Annotated in this window: 17 protein-coding genes; 12 read left to right on the top strand and 5 right to left on the bottom strand. The window is 61.4% G+C overall.

The genetic code is table 11. The features are described from left to right. Positions 1-26: 26 nt before the first annotated feature. Both PMI25_RS21650 and PMI25_RS21645 read right to left on the bottom strand, forming a co-directional pair. On the bottom strand, positions 27-377 hold the full coding sequence (locus PMI25_RS21650; protein WP_003221437.1) for a cupin domain-containing protein: 351 nt from the start codon (positions 375-377) through the stop codon (positions 27-29). Between the two features lie 34 nt (positions 378-411). Beyond that, positions 412-1350 carry a LysR family transcriptional regulator gene (locus PMI25_RS21645; protein ID WP_007962120.1) on the bottom strand — a complete coding sequence of 313 codons (939 nt, stop codon included), beginning with the start codon at positions 1348-1350 and terminating at the stop codon, positions 412-414. A 213-nt stretch (positions 1351-1563) separates the two neighbouring features. Between PMI25_RS21645 and PMI25_RS21640 the strand changes: the two genes are divergently transcribed. Beyond that, positions 1564-2328 (top strand): sulfite exporter TauE/SafE family protein, encoded by a 765-nt coding sequence (locus tag PMI25_RS21640; protein ID WP_045122151.1) that lies wholly within the window; start codon positions 1564-1566, stop codon positions 2326-2328. Here the strand turns inward: PMI25_RS21640 and PMI25_RS21635 are convergent. Continuing rightward, a complete protein-coding gene (locus tag PMI25_RS21635; RefSeq protein WP_007962124.1) occupies positions 2318-2632 on the bottom strand; it encodes a putative quinol monooxygenase in 315 nt (104 codons plus the stop codon). The genes PMI25_RS21640 and PMI25_RS21635 overlap by 11 nt on opposite strands. Positions 2633-2814: 182 nt before the next feature. Here PMI25_RS21635 and PMI25_RS21630 point away from each other — a divergent pair, with 182 nt between their 5' ends. The 9 genes from PMI25_RS21630 (at position 2815) to PMI25_RS21590 (ending at position 12295) form a co-directional block, all read left to right on the top strand. Then, the gene (locus tag PMI25_RS21630; protein WP_007962125.1) at positions 2815-3405 is read left to right on the top strand and encodes an NAD(P)H-dependent oxidoreductase; all 591 of its coding nucleotides are present in this window, start codon (positions 2815-2817) and stop codon (positions 3403-3405) included. Positions 3406-3578: 173 nt separating this feature from the next. Continuing rightward, positions 3579-4490: a LysR family transcriptional regulator gene (locus PMI25_RS21625; RefSeq protein WP_007962126.1), complete on the top strand. Its 912-nt coding sequence runs from the start codon at positions 3579-3581 to the stop codon at positions 4488-4490. 103 nt (positions 4491-4593) lie between these two features. Then, positions 4594-5487, top strand: a complete 894-nt coding sequence (locus PMI25_RS21620; RefSeq protein ID WP_007962127.1) for an NAD-dependent epimerase/dehydratase family protein — start codon at positions 4594-4596, stop codon at positions 5485-5487. A gap of 565 nt (positions 5488-6052) precedes the next feature. Beyond that, the gene (locus tag PMI25_RS21615) at positions 6053-7774 is read left to right on the top strand and encodes a carbamoyltransferase family protein (protein ID WP_007962128.1); all 1722 of its coding nucleotides are present in this window, start codon (positions 6053-6055) and stop codon (positions 7772-7774) included. Positions 7775-7837: 63 nt separating this feature from the next. Further along, positions 7838-9013, top strand: coding sequence for an MFS transporter (locus PMI25_RS21610; RefSeq protein ID WP_007962129.1), 1176 nt, complete (start codon positions 7838-7840; stop codon positions 9011-9013). Next, entirely contained in the window at positions 8979-9689 is a 711-nt protein-coding gene (locus tag PMI25_RS21605; protein WP_081755229.1) for an HAD family hydrolase, read from the top strand. Before PMI25_RS21610 ends, PMI25_RS21605 begins: the two co-directional genes overlap by 35 nt. After that, positions 9686-10324: a YdcF family protein gene (locus PMI25_RS21600; RefSeq protein WP_007962131.1), complete on the top strand. Its 639-nt coding sequence runs from the start codon at positions 9686-9688 to the stop codon at positions 10322-10324. Before PMI25_RS21605 ends, PMI25_RS21600 begins: the two co-directional genes overlap by 4 nt. 25 nt (positions 10325-10349) lie before the next feature. After that, positions 10350-11807 carry an N-acyl-D-amino-acid deacylase family protein gene (locus tag PMI25_RS21595; RefSeq protein WP_007962132.1) on the top strand — a complete coding sequence of 486 codons (1458 nt, stop codon included), beginning with the start codon at positions 10350-10352 and terminating at the stop codon, positions 11805-11807. Positions 11808-11926: 119 nt separating this feature from the next. Next, complete coding sequence (locus PMI25_RS21590; RefSeq protein WP_007962133.1) at positions 11927-12295, top strand: glyoxalase superfamily protein; 369 nt, start codon at positions 11927-11929, stop codon at positions 12293-12295. A gap of 255 nt (positions 12296-12550) precedes the next feature. Here the strand turns inward: PMI25_RS21590 and PMI25_RS21585 are convergent, their stop codons facing one another. Both PMI25_RS21585 and gliR read right to left on the bottom strand, forming a co-directional pair. Beyond that, positions 12551-12916, bottom strand: a complete 366-nt coding sequence (locus tag PMI25_RS21585; RefSeq protein ID WP_007962135.1) for a DUF6124 family protein — start codon at positions 12914-12916, stop codon at positions 12551-12553. A gap of 516 nt (positions 12917-13432) precedes the next feature. After that, a complete protein-coding gene (gene gliR / locus PMI25_RS21580; protein WP_007962136.1) occupies positions 13433-14449 on the bottom strand; it encodes an AraC family transcriptional regulator GliR in 1017 nt (338 codons plus the stop codon). A 211-nt stretch (positions 14450-14660) separates the two neighbouring features. Here gliR and PMI25_RS21575 point away from each other — a divergent pair, with 211 nt between their 5' ends. Continuing rightward, a complete protein-coding gene (locus PMI25_RS21575) occupies positions 14661-16256 on the top strand; it encodes an FAD-binding oxidoreductase (RefSeq protein ID WP_007962137.1) in 1596 nt (531 codons plus the stop codon). 5 nt (positions 16257-16261) lie between these two features. Beyond that, positions 16262-17857 carry a glycerol-3-phosphate dehydrogenase/oxidase gene (locus PMI25_RS21570; RefSeq protein WP_007962138.1) on the top strand — a complete coding sequence of 532 codons (1596 nt, stop codon included), beginning with the start codon at positions 16262-16264 and terminating at the stop codon, positions 17855-17857. Positions 17858-17866: the final 9 nt, after the last annotated feature.

Here is a 17866-nt window from a genome sequence, read left to right as displayed (position 1 = left end):
TGCCGGAGGCTGCGATCTTTTGCTTTTCAGGCAAAGACGAAATATTTGCGCACGGTCTCGACCACTTCCCACGTGCCTTTCATCCCCGGTTCAACCACGAAGATGTCGCCAGCGCGCAGGTGGATTGGCGCCATGCCGTCCGGGGTGATGATGCAGTAGCCTTCCTGGAAATGGCAGTACTCCCACTTCACGTAATCGACCCGCCACTTGCCCGGAGTGCAGATCCAGGTGCCCATGATCTTGCTGCCGTCTTCGCTGGTGTAGGCGTTGAGGTTGACGGTGTGCGGGTCACCTTCGAGTTTTTCCCATTTGCAGGCATCGAGTACCGGCAGCGGATGGGTGTCGCGCAGAACGGTGATGGGGGCGGTCGCGGTCATGTGGACTCCGGGCAGAAGGATTTGAAGTCGAACCCTATAGCCCCTGCTTGTCGGTCAGTTGTCTGGGGTCGACATCGAGCTGCTCAGAAACGCGCGGATCGGTGAGCGCGTGTAACAACGCCCGGGCGTAATTGGGCAACGCGGTGAAGTCCCTGGCGCACAGCATGAGCGTGCGGCGCGCCCACGGTTCATTGAGCGCAACCCATTTGAACGACCGCAATGCGCCCCGCTCGACAGCGGCCAGCGGCACGATTGCCAGCCCGGCACCTCGGGCGACCATGCGCATGACCCCGTCGAAACCGTCGGCGCGAATGCGGATCTGCATCCGCGAACCGCTGTGCAGCGCCTGTTCTTCCAGGTACACCGCCAGTGCACTGTCGGCGCGCAGCCCTACAAAGTCATGTTGCAGGGCGTCGCTGAAACTGACCTCGTCAGCGTCAGACAACGGATGCCCGAAGGGCAGGATCAGTGCCAACGGATCATGCCGAAACGGCAGCGTCTGCAGGTCTGAGCTGTCCACCGCGTCGGACACGATCCCCAGATCCGCCGCCCCTTGGCGTAACGCATGGGTGATGCGCGCGCTGGGCAACTCCTGCAGATCGATGTCGAGGTTGGGATGGTCGCGCAAAAAATCCGCCAGTGCCTCCGGCAGGTATTCAGTGATCGCGGTGGTGTTGCACAGCAGCCGCACCTGACCTTTCACACCTTGAGCGTAATCCGCCAGATCCTGCTGCATGCGCTCGGACTGCTGCAGCAGCACGCGCGCATGTTGCGCCAGTGCCTTGCCCGCGGGTGTCGGGGTCACACCACGGCGGCCGCGGTGCAGAAACTCGGTGCCCAGCGAGGCTTCCATCGCACGAATCCGCGCACTGGCGGCGGCCAGTGACAAATGACTGCGCGCGGCGCCGGCGGTGATGTTGCCGCTGTCGAGGATGTGCAGGTAGAGGCGCAGGTCGGTGAGGTCGAAGTGCATGGGGCAGCCTCAAATTTTGTAGGGGCAGCACTGGCCCTATCGCGAGCAGGCTCACTCCTACATTGGATCGTAGGTGAACGCCAACCTGTAGGAGTGAGCCTGCTCGCGATGAGGCCGGTCGCTGCAATGAATAATTCAGCCTCTTGCATCGGCAGAGGCAGCCTCAGTATAAGGCAGATTTTCAGTACACCCGCAAAGGCGCACAGTAGCGCCATGAACACACTCGCCGATTTTTATCAAAACCTGGGTCTGGCCTTGTCCTTGCTGGTCATCGCCACTTTCATCATGGCCGGCCTGGTCAAAGGGGTGATCGGCCTCGGCCTGCCCACTGTTGCCATGGGCCTGCTCGGTCTGGCTATGGCGCCATCACAGGCAGCCGCGCTGCTGATCATTCCGGCGACACTGACCAACCTCTGGCAACTCGCGTTCGGCGGGCATCTGCAGGCGCTGATCAAACGCCTGTGGCCGCTGCTGCTGATGATCTTCCTCGGCACCGCCGTCGGCACGTTGTCGATCGGCATGGCGGGCGGGCATTGGGTCGTGCGTGGGCTGGGCGCGGCGTTGCTGCTGTATGCGTTGAGCGGGTTGCTGCTGCCGACGCTGCGGGTCAATCCGCGCGATGAGCCGTGGCTCGGTCCGCTGTGCGGGCTGATCACCGGCGTCATCACCTCGGCCACCGGCGTGTTCGTGATTCCGGCGGTGCCGTACCTGCATGCGCTGGGTTTGCAGCGCGATGAGCTGGTGCAGGCGCTGGGCCTGTCGTTCACCGTCTCGACCCTGGCGCTGGCCGGCGGCCTGTTCTGGCGCGGTGCACTGGGTGGTGGCGAATTGAGTGCGTCGCTGCTGGTGCTGATCCCGGCGATGCTGGGCATGTGGTTTGGGCAGTGGTTGCGTCAGCGCATCAGTGCCGTGCTGTTCAAGCGGGTGTTCTTTATCGGACTGGGCGCACTCGGCGCCCATCTGCTGATCAGCGGTTAGCCGACGACGTACTGAGCATGTCGATCCGACGGATATCGAAATCGCGCTCCAGGTACGTCATGCGGTTGTCGAAAAACTCGCGCATGTGCGGCAGGTTCGAGTGCACGTCCAGATGCGCCTGGCTTTCCCAGATCTCGTAAAAGATGAACAGCGTCGGGTCTTCCTTGTCGCGCAGCATGTGGTACTCGATGCAGCCGGGCTCGGCGCGGCTCGGCTCGACATAGGCGCGAAACAGCGCTTCGAAGGCCTCGGCTTTTTCCGGGCGGGTCTTGGCGTGCAGGATGAAACCGTGGCGTTCACTCATCGAAACAGATCCTCAAATGCAGATGGCCGAAAATGCTATTGCAATAATCGGCATTCGATTCGTGCTTTTTGATCAAATGTTTTTTGCGCCGACGCGGCTTATTCCGCGCGAGAGGGATGGTTAACCTGCCGCCATTCGTTTTCCCATCTTTCTCCAGCCCACTGGCTGCGCGAGGCGTTCTCATGAAAAAAGTGCTGTTGCTCAATGGCGGCAAAAAATTCGCCCACTCCGACGGTCGTTACAACGCCACCCTGCACGAAACTGCACTGAGCGTGCTGGATCGCGGTGGTCTGGATGTCAAAACCACTTTCATCGATGAGGGTTACGACGTCGCTGAAGAAGTGGCGAAATTTCTCTGGGCCGACGTGATCATTTATCAGATGCCGGGCTGGTGGATGGGCGCGCCGTGGACCGTGAAAAAGTACCTCGACGAAGTCTTCACCGAAGGCCATGGCAGCCTCTATGCCAGCGATGGTCGCACCCGTTCCGATTCGTCGCAGAAATACGGCAGCGGCGGCCTGATTCAGGGCAAGCAGTACATGTTGTCGCTGACCTGGAATGCGCCGCAGCAAGCCTTTGATGACCCGACCGATTTCTTTGAAGCCAAGGGTGTGGATGCGGTGTATTTCCCGTTCCACAAGGCCAACGAGTTTTTGGGCATGAGCGGGTTGCCGACGTTTTTGTGTGTGGATGTGATGAAGCGGCCGAACATCGAGAATGATGTGGCGCGGTATGAGCAGCATCTGAAACAGGTGTTTGGTCTCAAGGCTTGAATGGTTTCGGGCTACTATCGAATAGCTTGGCCAAATCCTGTGGCGAGGGAGCTTGCTCCCGCTGGGCTGCGCAGCGGCCCTCGCTTCTACCTGAATCGCAGGGGAGCGCTTCGCACTCCAGCGGGAGCAAGCTCCCTCGCCACGATGAATACGCATTCGATTAGAGAGTTTCCGTGAAAGCCAGATCCGATGAGTTGCAGATTTTCGTCTGCGTGATCGAGTGCGGTTCGATTTCCGCCGCCGCCGAACAGGTCGGGCAGACGCCGTCGGCGGTCAGCCGCACACTGTCGCGGCTCGAAGCCAAGCTCGACACCACGCTGATCAACCGCACCACGCGGCGCATGGACCTGACCGAGGAGGGCAAGTATTTCTTCGAGCAGGCCAAGCTGATTCTCGACCAGATGGATGCGCTCGAAGAGCGTCTCTCCTCGCGCCAGCAAACCCCGTCCGGGCGCCTGCGAATCAACGCCGCGTCGCCCTTCATGCTGCACGCCATCGTGCCGTACATCGACGAATTCCGTGATCTGTATCCGGACATCCAGCTCGAACTCAACAGCAATGACCTGATCATTGATCTGCTGGAACAAAGCACCGACGTTGCCATCCGCATCGGCACCCTTGCCGATTCCACATTGCATGCGCGCTCGCTCGGTTGCAGTCCGCTGCTGATCGTCGCCAGTCCGGCGTATCTGGAAAAGCACGGCGCGCCGCAGCAGGTCGCCGACTTGAGCGAACACACCCTGCTCGGTTTCACCCACAACGAAGGCCTCAACCAGTGGCCGCTGCGCTACGTGCACGGTGACCGCTGGCCGATCACCCCAGCCATCAGCGCCTCCAGCGGTGAGACCGTGCGCCATCTGGCGCTGGAAGGGCAGGGCATTGCCTGCCTGTCGCACTTCATGACCATCGATGACATTCGCGCCGGGCGCCTCAAGGTGCTGCTGGCGGAATTCAACAGCGGTTATCGCCAGCCGATCAACGCGGTGTACTACCGTAACTCGCAACTGGCGCTGCGCATTCAGTGCTTTCTCGACTTCATCCAGAGCAAACTCGCGGCGTACGCCAACGCCGATTTCAAGGGCTGATTCGTGACCCCTGCGCAACAGTGATTTGGGCGAGGGCGGGTTTTTCCATCGAGGTGACCGGTCGATACTCACTGCATCACTTATTCACGCAGGGAGTTTCTCCATGAACGTATTCATCACCGGCGCCGCCGGTTTTATCGGCGGTTCCATCGCCACAGGTCTGGTCCAGGCTGGCCACACCGTCACGGGCCTGGTGCGCAGCGCCGCACAGGCTGACGAGCTGAAAGCACTGGGCATCACCCCGGTGATCGGCACCCTCGAAGACAGTACATTGCTGGCAGATCAGGCCCGCGCCGCCGATGCGGTGATCAACGCCGCCAGCAGTGACCATCGCGGCGCAGTCGAAGCGTTGCTCGATGCCCTGCGCGGCTCGAACAAGGTGTTCCTGCACACCAGCGGTTCGAGCATCGTCGGTGATGCGTCGGGCGGCAAGTCCAGCGACGTCATCTACTACGAAGACAACCTGCCGGAGCCGACCGTCGACAAGGCGGCCCGCGTGGCGATCGACAACCTGATCCTCGCCGCCGCGCAGGATGGCGTGAACTCGGCAGTGATCTGCAACACCTTGATCTACGGCCACAGCCTGGGCGTCAATCGCGACAGCGTGCAGTTGCCGCGCCTGCTCAAGCAAGCGCGCAAAAGCGGCGTGGTGCGGCATGTCGGCACGGGCCAGAACATCTGGTCCAACGTGCACATCGAAGACGTCGTCGCCCTGTACCTGCTGGCGCTGACCAAAAACGTGCCCGGCACCTTCTACTTCGTCGAAAGCGGCGAAGCCTCGTTCATCGACATGACCACAGCCATGGCCGAAGCGCTGAATCTCGGCGAGCCACAGGACTGGCCACTGCAAGACGCCGAAGCCGAGTGGGGCTATGAAATGGCCAACTACGGCCTCGGCTCCAACAGCCGTGTACGTGGCAAACACGCCCGCGAACTGCTGGGCTGGGTGCCGAAGCGGACGTCAGTAGTGGAGTGGATTCGTAACGAGATGGTGTGAGTTCACCCTGCACCGCATCAAGCCCTTCGCGAGCAGGCTAACTCCCACAGGTTAACGGCATTCTGACTGACGGAATGCAATCAACCTGTAGGAGCGAGCCTGCTCGCGAAAGCGCTGGCTCAAACGACAGAATAGTCGGCTGGCACGCCGTCATCGCCCGTTTTTTTGTCCCGGTAACCCCCCGCAAATACGCCACATGCCAGTGGAATTTAATTTTTAGCGAAGACTTCGCCGGGCACTCGGGAAATTACCGGCTAGGCTGCTACCGCGGTGAAACGAGGGCGGCTGCGATGCATGTCGCGCTCTATGTGTTGCAGGCATGAGGCCCGTTCAGCACGGCACCACCCATGGAGTTTTTCTGGCAAAAGGAATTTGCGATGGCGACACCCATTGATGCCTTCTCGTAAAGGCGTATCCCCCCGGCGGACACACATGAATCCGCGATCTCCCGATGAGTAATGGTCGGCCATGACGGCCGGCATCTGTCATTGACTCTGGTTATTGCATTGCACGCTACGCGCGTGGGCGAAGCCGTCACCTCAATTGGCGAAAACAAGGAGTAGTTATGATCATTTTGGGTATTACGAACAATGATTTGGCGGGTGCTTGCCTGGTACGTGATGGTCAGATTCTTTCGGCGGTCAGCGAAGAGCGTTTCACCCGGATCAAGGACCATAAAATCTGGCCGGCCAAGTCCATCGAGTTTGTGTTGAGCCAGGCCGGCGTGTCGCTGGAAGACGTTGATCATGTCGCCTACGGATGGAACGCCGGTTTCAGCGCCGACAAACATCTGGAGCTGTACTTCGATCGCATTGTCGAGGAGGTCAGGAACAACCCCCAGGGGCTGGCGCAGTTCCGCCAGCGGATGACCGATGAAATCAGCAACGACAAGGCAAAGCGCGGCGAATTCGACCAGTTCATTGTCGACAACGGTCTGCAAGGCAAGGCGTATTACATCGATCACCACGAGTGCCATGCGCTCGGCGCCTATGTCTGCTCGCCGTTCGACGACGCGTTGACCCTGACCTGCGACGGACGCGGCGATTTCCAGTCGCTGACCGTCACCTGGTACAGCCCGACAGAAACCACGGTGCTGCAACGCGAAACCAGCATCGACAGCCTCGGTTATTTCTATGGCCGGATCACCCACCTGCTCGGTTACAAGCCCAACCGCCACGAAGGCAAGGTCACCGGTCTGGCCGCATTCGGTGATCCGCAGAAACTGCTGGGCGTGATGCAGCAGATGATCCGTTTCGAAGACGGCCGTATCAAAGCGCGCTGCGGCGATATGTTCCTGCCGTCCTACAACACCTACAGCGAGCCGCTGGAAACCCTGTTTGCCCGGGAAACCCCCGAGGACATCGCCGCCGCTGTACAGCGCCACAGCGAAGATCTGCTGGTGGCGACCGTCAGCCATCATCTGGCGCAACGTGGTAGCGCCAACCTGTGCCTGGCCGGCGGTGTGTTTGGCAACGTCAAACTCAACCAGCGTTTGCGTGAGATTCCGGGCGTCAAAGACGTCTACGTGCTGCCGTGCATGGGCGATGGCGGCCTGGCGCTGGCAGCGGCAGTCGGCGCCGCATACCTGGAAAACGGCACCCGTTTCAAGAATCCGTCGATGATGCTCGGGCCACAATCGCGCAGCGTTTCGCAGAACATCAACCTGATCATTCGTGACTACCCTGAACTCGGTTATCACACGCCGTCGAACATCATCGAGGTGCTGACCGAGGCGCTGACGGAAAATCAGGTGCTGGGCATGTTCAAGGGCAAGATGGAGTTCGGCCCGCGCTCGCTGTGCAACCGCAGCATCGTCTATCACGCGCAGGATGCCGAGGTGAACGACTGGCTCAACAAACGCATGCATCGCACCGAGTTCATGCCGTTCGGCCCGGTCACCGCCATTGAGCAGGCACCGGCCTGCTACGTCGGTTGGGACGAGCAGCAGGTAGCCGCCGACACCATGACCATGACCTACGACTGCCATCCGCAATTTCGCGAGGCGAGTCCGGCCGTGGTGCACATCGACGGCACCGCGCGCCCGCAGATCATTCGCCCGCAGAGCGACCCGTTCATGCATCGCCTGCTGACGGCCTGGCACCAGAAAACCGGTCAGGCAGCCTTGATCAACACCTCGTTCAACCGCCATGAAGAGCCGATCGTGTGCTCTTCCCAGGACGCACTGGATGCGCTGAAAGAAGGCATGGTCGATCTGGTGGTTATGAGTGAATCGCTGATCGTCTGGCGCAAGGGCAAGAACAGCTTCACCCAGCAACGCTTCGAATAATGGATGCTATTCAGGGCTCCCCGGGGAGCCCTGTTTCAGGAGTACCGGGCGTATGGTTGACGCATGTATTTAATCTTTTTCGGGTTCTTTGCGGCGGAAGGGATCATCTATCCGTTCTGGCCGACCTGGCTCGATTCCCTGGGCTTCAGTGCCAGTGAAATCGGCTTGCTGATCGCTGCGGCGTATTGGCCGCAGGTGGTGACCGGGGTGCTGATCACCTATGTGGCCGACTGGCGCGTGGATCAGTTGCGGCTCGCCGCTGTTCTGAGCGTCACCGCCGCATTGTGCACGTTGCTGTTCTACTTCATCCCGGCGCACCTGTGGATGTTCGTGTGCCTGAGTGTGCTGTTTGGCGGGGTGTGGATGGTGGTGCTGCCGCTGTCCGAATCCTATCTGCTCAAGCGCGACAAACTGGCCCTGCAGAATTACGGCTGGGTGCGGGCGGTGGGCTCTTCGGCTTTTATCCTGACCTCGACCCTCGGCGGCTTTCTGTTTGCGCAGTACAGCCAGTCGTGGGTGCCGCTGGTGATCGCGGCGAGCATGTTGATCACCGCCGTGGCGTGTTTGCGCCTGAAACGCCAAGTGTCGCGGGCGCATCTGGCGCCGCCCGGCCCGGCGCGCAAACGGCCTGACTGGCGGGCGTTGTTGGCGCACAAGAGCCTGTTGATCGCGATTGCTGCCGCCAGCTTCATTCAACTGAGTCACACCCTGTACTTTTCCACGGCTTCGATTGGTTGGGGGGTGAAGGGCTTTTCTTCCTCGGCGATCGGCATGTTCTGGGCGGTGGCGGTGATTGCGGAAATCACCTGGTTCGCGCTCTCCAACAAGGTCCTGGCGCTTTGCGCGCCGTTGTCGTTGGTGATGTTTTCCAGCGTCTGTGCGGCGCTGCGCTGGGCGCTGTTTGCCAACAGCGACGCGGTGTCGCTGATCATTCTGGGCCAGTGCCTGCACGCGCTGAGTTTTGCCGCCTACCACGCGGCGATCATGCGCTTTATTCGCGACCAGGCACCGCCGGATATTCAGGTCTTTACTCAAGGGGTCTATTACTCCTTGGCAGTGGCCTTGCCCATGGGCCTGGCCACACCTTTTGCCGGCTACCTGTACCAGACCCAACCGCAGTGGTCCTACTACGTGATGGCGCTGTTTGCCTTGGTCGCAACAATGCTGGCGTTCATTGCTCATCAGAAAATGCGAAGTGCAACTCATGGCTCAACAAACGTTTACAGCCGTCTGCTTTGATATGGACGGCGTGCTCATTCAGTCCCGCGAGGTGATTGAACACGCCTGGACCACCGTGGCGCGGCAGTACGGGCTCAGCGTCGATCAGGCGTTCATCGACGAGCACATCCACGGCCGTCCCGGCGGTTACACCCTCAAGACCTTGTTCGCCGAGTTTGACGAAGCGCAGCAGGTGGCGATCAAGCGCGAAGTCGACGCCATCGAGCAGGTAACGAACTGTGCGCTGGTGCCGGGCGTCGCGACGTTGATCGCCCGACTGCGCGAGCACGCCGTGCCGCTGGCGCTGGTCACCAGCAGTTGGCGGGCGCGGGTCGAGCACGTTCTGCAGCAACACGACCTGATGTCGGCGTTCGACAGCATCATCTGTCGCGACGACGTGCGCAGCGGCAAACCGGCGCCCGATCCCTATCGCCTGGCGGCAGCACAACTGGGCCGGCAAAGTGATGAATGCCTGGTCTTTGAAGACTCTGTCAGCGGTGTGCAGTCGGCGGTCAGCAGCGGTGCGCTGTGTATCGGCATTGGCGACGACCCGACGCTGACCGCGCATGGCGCCGCAGGCGTGTATGCCGATTTCACCCGGCTTGCGCTCAGGCTGGACGGCAGGGGCGCCCACGGTTATGCCGATGGAGCGCTCCTCATCAACGCGCACCCGACCCAGAGGTTTGCCCGGTCATGACATTGACGTTGCAGCACGCCAGCGTGCTCTGGAAATTCCTCGGTGCGGGGCGCCAACACAGCGCTTGTGAACTGATCGTGGTCTGCGGCTCCTACGACTTGCGGGTCTGCGATTACGCCTGCCAACTGTTGAAAGACGGCGTGGCACCGCACCTGTTGTTCACTGGCAATACCGGCAACTGGACCCGACATTTGTGGGAACGCACCGAAGCCGATATTTTTGCCCAACGTGCCCTGGCGCAAGGGGTGACGGCGCAGCAGTTCACCCTGGAAACCCGCGCGACCAATTTTGCTGAAAACATCGCGTTCGCCCGAGCGATGTTTCCCGACGTGCGCCGCGCGACGTTTCTGACCAAGCCCAATTCGATCCGGCGCGTGGCGTTGACCTTGCCCGTGCAATGGCCGGGCCTGGAAGCCTGGGTCGATGCGCCGTCGTTCGGTTTTCCCGAAGAGGTCAGCAACCTGATCGGAGTATTGGGCCTGATCGACGAAATGGTCGGCGATATACACCGCATCATGGTTTACCCTTCGCTGGGATTTCAGGTCGAGCAGACCATCCCCGAAGAGGTTCAGGTAGCCTGGCGGTATCTGGTGGAGCAAGGCTTCGATCACCATTTGATCAAGGGCAGGAGTTGACGCTGACTCCCGCCGGGAGACAGACATGCAGTACGACACGCTGATCCGCAACGCCACCGTCATCGATGGCAGCAACACGCCCGGCTACCGCGCCGATGTGGCGATTCTCGACGGGCGCATCGAACGCATCGGCGACTTGCGCGATGCCCGCGCCACGGAAGAAATCGACGCCGCCGGCCGCGTGCTCGCCCCGGGTTTCATCGACGTGCACACCCACGACGACACCGAGGTCATCCGCCAGCCGCAGATGCTGCCCAAGCTCAGCCAGGGTGTGACCACGGTGATCGTCGGCAACTGTGGGATCAGCGCCTCGCCGGTCAGTCTCAAAGGCAATCCGCCGGACCCGATGAACCTGCTCGGCAGCGCAGCGGCGTTCGTCTATCCACGTTTCAGCGATTACCGCGCCGCCGTCGAAGCGGCGAACACTACGCTGAACGTCGCCGCACTGGTCGGCCACACCGCGTTGCGCAGCAATCACCTCGACGACCTGTTCCGCACCGCCACGCCAGATGAAATCACCGCGATGCGCGAGCAGCTGCGTGAAAGCCTTGAAGCCGGCGCGCTCGGTTTATCCACAGGCCTTGCCTACGCCAGCGCCTACAACGCCTCCACCGACGAAGTAAAGCAACTGACCGAAGAACTGACGGCGTTCGGCGCGGTGTACACCACCCACTTGCGCAGTGAGTTCGAACCGGTGCTGGAGGCGATGGACGAAGCGTTCAGCATTGGCCGCCACTCGCAATCGCCGGTGATCATTTCCCACCTCAAATGTGCCGGTGTCGGTAATTGGGGGCGCAGTCCGCAGTTGCTCGCGGCGTTGGAGGAAGCAGCGAAAACCCAGCACGTGGGTTGCGATTGCTATCCCTACGCGGCGAGTTCTTCGACGCTGGATCTGAAGCAAGTCACCGATGCTCACCGCATCACCATCACCTGGTCGACACCGCACCCGCAAGTCAGCGGACGCGACCTGATCGACATCGCCGCCGAATGGAACGTGCCACTGCTCGACGCGGCCAAACGCCTGCAACCGGCGGGCGCGGTGTACTACGGCATGGACGAGGCGGATGTACGAAAAATCCTCGCGCATCCGCTGTCGATGGTCGGGTCTGACGGACTGCCGGAAGACCCATTCCCGCATCCACGCCTGTGGGGCGCTTTCCCACGGGTGCTCGGACATTTCAGTCGTGATGTCGGGCTGTTTCCGCTGCACACCGCCGTGCACAAGATGACCGGTCTGTCGGCAGTGCGGTTTGGCTTGAAAGAGCGCGGCGAGATTCGCGAGGGAAACTGGGGGGATCTGGTGTTGTTCGATCCTTTGACGGTGCGCGATGTGGCAGATTTCACTGATCCGCAGCGGGCGGCACAGGGGATTGATGGGGTGTGGGTCAATGGTGTGTTGAGTTATCGCGATGGGCAGGCGAATGGTCGCCGGGAAGGGCGGTTTCTGGCGCGGGAAGGGGATTTGCGTGACAACTTTCGCTGACGTTTCGCGGAGTGCGTCACAGTGGTGGCACATTGCAATTAAAGAAAGCCACCGCCAAGCCGAATTGCTGACATCCAGCCCGTCTACACTTTTGGGCCAAACAAGTCAGGGAGCACCCCATGAGCTTCGGCAAAACCACCCCGATCCTGCGGATCTTCGATGAAGCCAAGGCTTTGGAGTTTTACGTCGACTTCCTCGGTTTCAAGATCGACTGGCAGCATCGCTTCGAAGCGAACTTCCCGCTGTATCTGCAGGTGTCACGTGGCGAGTGCGTGCTGCACCTGTCCGAACATCATGGCGACGCGACGCCGGGCTCGGCGTTGCGTATCGAGACCGATGAGCTGGAGGCGTTCCAGCAGCAATTGGTGGCCAAGGACTACAAGTTCTCGCACCCACAGATTCAGGCGATGCCGTGGGGCAGTCAGGACATGACCATTGCTGATCCGTTTGGTAATCGATTGGTGTTTACCAACGCGATCAGTGTTTGAGCTGAGAAGAGCCCCTCACCCTAACCCTCTCCCGGAGGGAGAGGGGACTGACCCTGGGATATTCGAGAAATACGCCGACCTGAACCTCCTTTACCGAATCCATAATCGACTCGGTCATTCAGGTCGATGTACGACGCCAGACACCTCGATCGGCCCCCTCTCCCTCCGGGAGAGGGTTGGGGTGAGGGAAAAAGATTCACGCCATACAAAAAAGCCCGCTGCCCAACCACTAAGGTTTTGCCGCGGGTTTTTTCGTTACTCGGTTGGCACTAACTGATCCAGCACCCGATTGACGGCGACTTCCGCCACCATCACCACCTGCGCGATGCCTTGCAGGGTCTTGCGGTGCGAGCCTTCCAGCAGCCCGGCGAAGTCGTTGAGCATCACGGTGGCCGAGCCAAGGGATTCGCAGGCATCGGCCAGCAACGGTTCGGTGCCGCTGGCCGGGTTGGCCATGTAGAGACGATTGGGCTGGTACGGGGTGGCCATGATCGCGGGCCTCGGTGGGCCGAGGTAGTGGTCGAGGGCGCGCTCGGCGGCTTCGTGGAATTTCCTTGATTCGGGGGATTCGTAGGGGGAGGCCGGACCGGTGTCCGGTGGGTTTGGCGTAACTTTGAACATAGGCTGTGTTCCCGTTATTGAGCGCCAGCCCCTTTGCTACTAAACGAAAGGGTGGCAGCTGTACGCAGGTTAGTAGACCGGGGAACTCAGCTTAAGCCGGCGCGCCGAAGCGCCCTACGTACAGCCACCATCAAGCTCAGGTATGCAGCACCTGTGATGAATGTACGACCAACCGAATTACCTCGGGCTACTAAACCCGATCACTGGAAATCAGTGACGGACTCAAGTTACCGACGGCCTCCGGGGCGCACAAGCCGGCGGATTCTGGCTTAGCCGTAGGCAGCGGCGCAAGGATTTGTAGGCATTAGGGCGTAACACTGAGTGTCTTTAAACACTGGGGCTGCAGTGGGTTTATCGGGTCGCTGAAATTAAGGAATTGTCTGTCGGTTTTTGGTGTGACCACTGACGCCTTCGCGAGCAAGCTCGCTCCCACAGTGGATCTTCAGTGAATGCAGATTTTGTGTACGACACAAATCCCCTGTGGGAGCGAGCTTGCTCGCGAAGAGGCCAGTCCCTTCACCCCCGATGCATCTGCCGAAACTCCCCCGGTGGCATCCCGCGCCTACTCTTGAACGTGCGATGAAACGACCGCGGCTCGGTAAACCCCAGATACTGCGCAATGTCCTGAATCGGCAACGTACTGTTGAGCAAATAATGCTCGGCCAGCTCCTGACGCAAGTCATCGAGAATCTGCTGATACGACGTCCCCGCCTGATGCAACTGGCGCTGCAACGTGCGCACCGACACCGCGAGCTGCTCGGCCACCTGTTCCTTGCGCGGCAAACCTTCCTTGAGCAACTGGCGCAGGATGCTTTTGACCCGCTGTTCCAGCGACGCATCCTCCAGCGTCGCCATCAAGCCCATCGCGTGTTCTTCCAGGGTACGCAGCAACTGCGCATCGGCCTGGCGCAGCGGTAACTGCAGATACGCCAGGGGCACGATCAGCGCCGAATACGCCTGCTCGAACAAAACCGGGCAATCGAAAAACGCTTCGTACTGCGCCTGCGTAGCGTCTGCCGGGCACGGGTGTTCCAGCCACACGGCGGCGGGCGACATCTGCGTGTCGGCAATCCAGCGTGCATATTGCAGCCACGAGCCAAGAACGTTTTCCACCAGGTGCCGACGAATTCGCGGACGCTCGTAGCGGCAAGTCCAGATCAGGTGCACGTGGCCGTCCTGCACCTCGGCGCGGCTGACGCCCATGTCGCCCACCAGTTTTTCGAACGGCATGATCCGGCTCATCGCATCGCCCAGGGTCGCGCAGTTCATGGTGATGTAACCGAGCACGCTCCAGGAATTGGGCAGGACGAAATTGGCCGCGTTGAGACCAAACAGCGGATCGCCCGATTGCTCACAGAAATAATCGAGCAGACGCTCATGAGTTTCGCCCGGCAGGCGCAGGCTGTTGTCGCTCAGTTGCTGCGCCTGCAATCCGGCTGCCGCCAGCGCCGGCTCGATGGCCATGCCCAGTTGCTCGGCATGGCGCACGTATTTGAGCAGCGGCGGAACCGAGGTGAAGCCGAGCGATTGCATGATCCGAATTCCTTGATCAAGGCCTGCGTGAGCGAATGAATGCCTGAAAGGTAATTTGAAACCCCGACTAAAGTAAATGGCTGACACTTGCGCGACGTTTGACTCAATTGGCTACTCGAACTGGCCGGATGCGACCGTGACACTTTTTGGCCGCTGACTAGTATGGAGGCCTGCCACATCACTGATCAGACTGCATAAGAAGGACACACGCATGCGACGCTGGAACGGCTGGGGGGATGCAACCACGGTGGTCGAACTGCCGGCCCAGGGCGCGAGTTTTCTCCATGAGCGACTGGGGGCCGGGCACGTATTGCCGGATGCCACGCTGGACGCGGCATTGGCGCGGGTGCCGCTCTCGCGGCTGGCGGCGCACACCTTGTACAGCGTCGACGCCCATGATCGTCTGCTGCACGCCCGGGGCCAGAGCCTGCCGGACTGGCTGGCGTTGCGCGAAGGCGCGCTGGGCAACTATCCGGACGCGGTGGCGTATCCCGAAACCGCCGCGCAGATCCGCCAATTGCTGGCGCTCGCCCATGAAAAGGATCTGTGCCTGATTCCGTATGGCGGCGGCACCTCGGTGGCCGGGCACATCAATCCGCCGGATTCGACGCGGCCGGTGGTGACCGTGTCGCTGGCGCGGATGAATCGTCTGATCGATCTCGACGAGCAGAGCCAGTTGGCAACGTTCGGCCCCGGTGCCAGTGGCCCGCAGGTGGAAAGTCAGCTGCGCGCTCGCGGCTACACGCTGGGGCATTTCCCGCAATCGTGGGAGCTGTCGACGCTGGGCGGATGGGTCGCCAGTCGCTCCAGCGGTCAGCAATCGTTGCGCTACGGGCGCATCGAGCAATTGTTCGCCGGCGGCACCCTGGAAACCTTTGCCGGCCCTTTGGAAATCCCGACCTTCCCAGCCTCGGCGGCGGGGCCTGATCTGCGCGAAGTGGTGCTCGGTTGCGAGGGCCGTTTCGGGATCATTTCCGAGGTCAAAGTGCGAGTCAGTCCGCTGCCAGCCGATGAGCGTTTTTACGGGGTGTTCCTGCCCAACTGGAGCAAGGCGCTGCAAGCGATTCGCCAATTGGCCCAGGCGCGAGTGCCGCTGTCGATGCTGCGCCTGTCGAACGCGGTGGAGACCGAAACCCAACTGGCGCTGGCCGGGCATCCGCAGCAGATCGCCTGGCTGGAGAAGTACCTGAACCTGCGCGGTGCCGGTGAAGGCAAATGCCTGCTGACCTTCGGCGTGACCGGCAACCGCCGGCAAAACGCGCTGTCGCTGAGCCAGGCGAGGCAGCATCTGAAAGCCTTCGGTGGCGTGTTCACCGGCACCTTGCTCGGCAAGAAATGGGCGCAGAACCGCTTCCGTTTCCCCTACCTGCGCGAGAACCTGTGGAACGCCGGCTACGTGGTCGACACCCTGGAAACCGCCACCGACTGGAGCAACGTCGACCATCTGCTCAACCTGATCGAAAACAGCCTGCGCGATGCCTTGGCGGCGCAGGGTGAACGGGTGCATGTGTTCACCCATCTGTCCCACGTTTACGGCGAAGGCTCGAGCATCTACACCACTTACGTGTTTCGCCCGGCGGCGGATTATCCGGCGACGCTGGCGCGCTGGCAGGCACTCAAGCACGCGGCCAGCCAGACCATCGTCGACAACCACGGCACCATCAGCCACCAGCACGGCGTCGGCAAGGATCATGCGCCGTACCTGCCGCGCGAAAAAGGCGCGCTGGCGATGGATACCTTGCAGGCGCTGAGCAGGCACTTCGATCCGGCCGGGCGCCTCAACCCCGGCACGCTGTTGCAGGAGTGACGGCCATGCACCCGGACTGGAACGCCGCGTGGCGCGAGCAAACCTTGCCGACATTGGCCGACGCAAACTGGGACCTGATCGTCATCGGCGGCGGCATCAGCGGTGCCGGCATCCTGCGCGAAGCGGCGCGACGTGGCTGGCGTTGCCTGCTGCTGGAACAACGGGATTTCGCCTGGGGCACCTCCAGCCGATCGTCGAAAATGGTTCACGGCGGTTTGCGTTACATCGCCAAGGGCCAGTGGCGGCTGACCCGTGATTCAGTGCGCGAGCGCCAGCGCCTGCTCGACGAAGCGCCGGGGCTGGTGGAACCGATGAGTTTCATGATGCCGCACTATCGCGGCGGCTTTCCCGGGCCGCGTGTGCTCGGTGGCTTGTTGTCGGTGTACGACGCGTTGGCCGGACGCCGCAGCCATCGTTTTCATGACGCGCAGCAACTGCGTTTTCTCGCGCCGGGGGTGAAGGAAAATCACCTGCTCGGCGGCACCTGTTTTGTCGATGCGCTGACCGATGACGCACGGCTGGTGATGCGCGTGTTGAGTGAAGCGCGGGCCGATGGTGCGGTGGTGCTCAACGGAGTGCGCGTCGAACACTTGCTGCGCGAAGACGGCCGGGTGTGCGGGGTGCAGATCGAAGATTGCGAAGCGGGTGGGTCGCTGCAGTTGCGTTGCGGCGTGCTGGCGGTGGCGACCGGGGCGTGGGCGGAGCGCCTGCGTTTGCCCGAGGCACCACGACAACTGCGGCCTTTGCGCGGCAGCCATCTGCTGTTGCCGGGCTGGCGTTTGCCGGTGGCGCAGGCCTTCACTTTTTTGCATGAGCGCGACCGTCGGCCGGTGTTCGTTTTTCCGTGGGAAGGGGCGACGGTGGTTGGCACTACGGATCTCGATCATCGCGAGAATCTGGACCAGAGCGCGAGTATCAGCGCCGACGAACTCGACTATCTGCTGGCGGCTTGCACGCAACAATTTCCAGGTGCGGAAGTGACGGCGAGCGATGTGCTGTCGACCTGGTCCGGCGTACGTCCGGTGGTGGGCAGCGCGGCGGGTGCACAGCAAGGCAAGCCGTCGAATGAAACCCGTGAACATGTACTGTGGCAGGAGCCGGGGTGCGTCACGTTAGCCGGCGGCAAGCTGACGACGTTTCGCCCGCAAGCCATCGAAGTGCTCAGGGCCTGTGCCGATATGCTCAGTCGCGATTTTGAAGATGACGGTGCATCTGTTTTCGCAGCCGTGCCGCCGCTGACCATTCCCGGACTCAGCCCCCAACAGTATCGACGTCTGGCCGGCAGGCACGGCCGCGATCTGTCGCGACTGGCGCAGTTGATCGCCGAGTTGGGTCAGGAAACGGTCGGCAACACCGACACCTTGTGGGCCGAACTGGCCTTCGCCTGTGAGGCGGAAATGGTGCTGCACCTCGATGATCTGTTGCTGCGCCGCACCCGTCTGGGCCTGTTGCTGGCGCGCGGTGGCGAAGCGCATTTCGCCGCCATCCGCCAACTCTGCCAGCCCCGCCTGGGCTGGGAGGATGCACACTGGCAGCAAGAGCTGCAGCGTTACCGGGCGTTATGGCAACGCCATCACGGTCTGCCGGATGCCACGCCTTGAGGCCCCTTG

The organism is Pseudomonas sp. GM30 (genome assembly GCF_000282275.2).
In the GTDB taxonomy this organism is placed as follows: Bacteria; Pseudomonadota; Gammaproteobacteria; order Pseudomonadales; family Pseudomonadaceae; genus Aquipseudomonas.
Note: the sequence above shows the minus strand (reverse complement) of the source record. Positions and strands in the feature narration are given on the sequence as shown.

Coding starts and splice junctions, on each gene's coding strand:
- PMI25_RS21590 (WP_007962133.1), top strand. CDS start 11,927: ATGAGCTTCGGCAAAACCACCCCGATCCTGCGGATCTTCGATGAAGCC.
- PMI25_RS21575 (WP_007962137.1), top strand. CDS start 14,661: ATGCGACGCTGGAACGGCTGGGGGGATGCAACCACGGTGGTCGAACTG.
- PMI25_RS21610 (WP_007962129.1), top strand. CDS start 7,838: ATGTATTTAATCTTTTTCGGGTTCTTTGCGGCGGAAGGGATCATCTAT.
- PMI25_RS21585 (WP_007962135.1), bottom strand. CDS start 12,916: ATGTTCAAAGTTACGCCAAACCCACCGGACACCGGTCCGGCCTCCCCC.
- PMI25_RS21570 (WP_007962138.1), top strand. CDS start 16,262: ATGCACCCGGACTGGAACGCCGCGTGGCGCGAGCAAACCTTGCCGACA.
- PMI25_RS21615 (WP_007962128.1), top strand. CDS start 6,053: ATGATCATTTTGGGTATTACGAACAATGATTTGGCGGGTGCTTGCCTG.
- PMI25_RS21600 (WP_007962131.1), top strand. CDS start 9,686: ATGACATTGACGTTGCAGCACGCCAGCGTGCTCTGGAAATTCCTCGGT.
- PMI25_RS21630 (WP_007962125.1), top strand. CDS start 2,815: ATGAAAAAAGTGCTGTTGCTCAATGGCGGCAAAAAATTCGCCCACTCC.
- PMI25_RS21605 (WP_081755229.1), top strand. CDS start 8,979: ATGGCTCAACAAACGTTTACAGCCGTCTGCTTTGATATGGACGGCGTG.
- PMI25_RS21595 (WP_007962132.1), top strand. CDS start 10,350: ATGCAGTACGACACGCTGATCCGCAACGCCACCGTCATCGATGGCAGC.
- PMI25_RS21645 (WP_007962120.1), bottom strand. CDS start 1,350: ATGCACTTCGACCTCACCGACCTGCGCCTCTACCTGCACATCCTCGAC.
- PMI25_RS21635 (WP_007962124.1), bottom strand. CDS start 2,632: ATGAGTGAACGCCACGGTTTCATCCTGCACGCCAAGACCCGCCCGGAA.
- gliR (WP_007962136.1), bottom strand. CDS start 14,449: ATGCAATCGCTCGGCTTCACCTCGGTTCCGCCGCTGCTCAAATACGTG.
- PMI25_RS21640 (WP_045122151.1), top strand. CDS start 1,564: ATGAACACACTCGCCGATTTTTATCAAAACCTGGGTCTGGCCTTGTCC.
- PMI25_RS21650 (WP_003221437.1), bottom strand. CDS start 377: ATGACCGCGACCGCCCCCATCACCGTTCTGCGCGACACCCATCCGCTG.
- PMI25_RS21620 (WP_007962127.1), top strand. CDS start 4,594: ATGAACGTATTCATCACCGGCGCCGCCGGTTTTATCGGCGGTTCCATC.